This window comes from Oribacterium sp. (genome assembly GCF_057249185.1).
Genome location: NZ_DBHIGR010000214.1, coordinates 1 through 3062, shown reverse-complemented (window position 1 = coordinate 3062; position 3062 = coordinate 1). Strand labels below are relative to the sequence as shown.

The 3062-nt window shown below is 41.5% G+C and carries 2 protein-coding genes; both read left to right on the top strand.

From position 1 onward, the window contains the following. Positions 1–1429 (top strand): MMPL family transporter (locus tag ACO4PX_RS09555; RefSeq protein ID WP_485572445.1); only part of this gene is annotated, 1429 nt, incomplete at its 5' end. 541 nt (positions 1430–1970) lie between these two features. Then, positions 1971–2810 (top strand): DUF6892 domain-containing protein, encoded by an 840-nt coding sequence (locus ACO4PX_RS09550; protein WP_485572443.1) that lies wholly within the window; start codon positions 1971–1973, stop codon positions 2808–2810. Positions 2811–3062 lie beyond the last annotated feature (252 nt).

Here is a 3062-nt window from a genome sequence, read left to right as displayed (position 1 = left end):
GGTATCTTTTATCACCAATAACGTTGCGGCAATTTTGCAGATTGCAGTATCCATGGACTATGCCATCTTCTTGCTTCACTCCTTTGAAACCGGTCTTGAAAAAGGGATGGATAAGGAAAAAGCCCTGTCCTATGCGGTAGGAAAATCCTTAAGCACGATTCTGGCATCTTCTCTAACCACTGTGGGAGGCTTTTTGGCTCTCTGTGCCATGAGCTTTGGAATCGGTAAGGATATGGGAATCGTGCTGGCAAAGGGTGTGGTGTTCAGCCTTTTAACGGTTATTTTCTTTATGCCGGCTCTTTTGCTTCGGATGTGGAACTTTGTGGAAAAGACCAGACATAAGCCCTTTGTGCCCTCCTTTAAGCCATTGGCAAAGCTTGCTTATAGGCTTAGTCCTCTTGTACTGATTCTTACCATTCTTTTAGTTTATCCCTTAAATATCATGCAGGGGATGAATGACTTCCGCTTCAGTAATGGTGCGGTGGTAAAGGGAGAAGGTACAAAGATTTCTGAAATGGAAGAAGAAATCAATGGGGTTTTCGGAGAAGAAAATCTTTTGATTGCTATTTATCCGGAGGGAAGAAACGACAGAGAGAAGGCATTGGGAAATCTTTTAACTTCCCTTCCTTATGTAGAAAATGTGCAGTCCTTAAGCTCCTTATTACCGGAGGGAGTACCGGAGTTTATGGTACCGAAGTCCTCTTTAGATTTAGTCAGAAAAGACGGCTACAGCAGAATGGTTATTACCCTAAATCTTCCCGGAGAAAGTCAGGAGTCTTATAAGGCGGTAACCACCATTCGACAGATTTTAAAGGTTTACACCGGAGAAGACAGCTATCTGGTGGGAGATACCACCGCCACTATGGATATGGAAAATATCCTTCGAACAGACAATGCCAAGGTGAATACCCTGTCTATGATTGTGATTTTTCTTGTGGTTATGCTTTCCTTTAAGTCGGTACTCTTTGCTATTGTAGCCATGATTCCTATCGAACTGGCCATTATGAGCAATATGTCCTTCTCCTTCTTGGAAGGTACCAATATGATTTTTATCGGCTATGTTATCGTGTCCAGTATTCAGCTGGGCGCAACGGTGGACTACGCCATTTTGACCTTGGATCACTTCAAGGAAGAAAGAGAGAAAAAGAGCAGAAAGGAAGCCATTATTGCTTCCATTGAAAAGAGCCTATCCTCCCTCTTTGTTTCCGGAACGATTTTGGCGGTGGTCGGCTATGTGATTTCCTTTATCTCCTCCGTTCCGGCCATCGGACAGCTGGGAAAGTTGATCGGAAGAGGCGCCGTATGCTCCCTCTTCTTCGTAATCTTCCTCATGCCCTCGCTTTTAGGCATTTTGGATAGAGTACTGATTTTCGCAGAAAAGAAAAAGAAAGCGGTGAAGAATAAAGTTGCCCGCTCTATTGCAGTATAGACCTGTATTGGGGGTGCTCTTGCACTCGTCTTGTTCGTCATAGTGAAGGACTGTAATTATAAAACAATATACGCTTTGATGCAGCATATCCCTGTAAGTGGGGCACGCTCGCGCTAACCTCGCCCTTTGTTGTAGTGAAGGACTATAATTATATAAGATACGCTTTGATGTAGCATATCCCTGTAAGTGGGGCACGCTTCCGCTAACTTCGCCTTCGCAGCGGTACTAACTTCAAGCTTCGTTTTACTCGCTTTCAGTAAGTACCGGCGGGCTCAGATTGCCCCTTTTACAGGGATATGCTGCATCAGTCGCTTAAACTTGTTGTTTTTTATAGTCCTTCACTAATTCTGAGTCTTTCGCATCCGGCAAGTATCGATGGGTTAGATTGCCCCTTTACAGATCTATATTGCATTAGTTGCTTTAACTTGTCGGATACTATTTGAAAATGATGGGAGACTTTTGTTATAGAGAAAATAAAATGAATTTTGTATAATACTGTTGCACAATCAGTGAAAACTTGTATATGCACAGGAGATTCATTATGACAAGAGAGGAAAGAGCAGAAAAGTGGTTTTCCAATATACCCGCTGCGGAATCCATCAGCACAGAAAGCAAAATAGAAATATGTGATAAGGCTGCAAAGAGAATGATGATTATCATTTTGGGCTTATTGACTTTAGAGTTCATTTTGCTATTCGTTGTAGGAGGAGAAATCTTCACTAGGGTAGCAGACTTTTTGAATCGCATTTCGGAAGGCGGACATACGGGAAATCACTCTCAAGGTCTTGCACTTACAGGAATCATTGTGTTCTTACCTGTTTTTATAATCCCTTTGACGGCTGCTTTTAGCTATAAAAATAATTATCTTAAAGCTGAACTGGCTAAGATTGTGACCAGTAGAGAAAATACTGCTGGCAAAGAGTCGGCTTTGCCAAGTTTTACTAAAGAAAGTGAAAGCGATATTCTCCATTTTGATACTTTGAATTTCAAATTAGCGATTATTCAAGTCTTGATGTATGACCTGCATTTGCTGAAGCCGGAATTTGATATCTATGCTTTTGCCGACCAATATAAAGGCAAAAATATCGATACGAACAGTGATGCCATTATAGAACCTGCGATGAATTTCTTTAAGGAAATGGAAATTCCAAAGAACTTTGCCCCCTATGTGGAAATGCTCTACATGGACGGCGGGAATGATGTGTACATGAACATTATTCCCCAGTGGGATGGAGAAGACGACAGTTTTGACCTAAATGAAATCACTTTGGAAGAACTACAGCAATTTCCAAATCTAAAAAAAGCTAACCTTATGAGCAGTGATTTTGATAAGGTAAAAGAAGTATCCGAGGCTGCAAATATTGCAGTAGAACCGCTTTAACAATGAAAACAAATGATAGTATTAGCAAAGTTGGTAAGGAGATATGTAAAGTATGGGAGCGTTCTAAGCTCTGAGGCAGTGAAGGACTATAAGAATCCCAAAGCTAAAGCGATTGATCCAGTATAGGCCTGTAAAAGGGGCAATCCAGTCCACCGCACTTACTGAGCACAAGAGCAATGAAGGACTATAAGAATCTCACTATGTCGCAATAAGCCATGTGATTAAAAAGCTTGTCAGAACCATCTTTCGGAT

What these genes read in the sequence shown, in the direction of transcription:
- ACO4PX_RS09550 (WP_485572443.1), top strand. Translation starts at nt 1,971, where the DNA reads ATGACAAGAGAGGAAAGAGCAGAAAAGTGGTTTTCCAATATACCCGCT.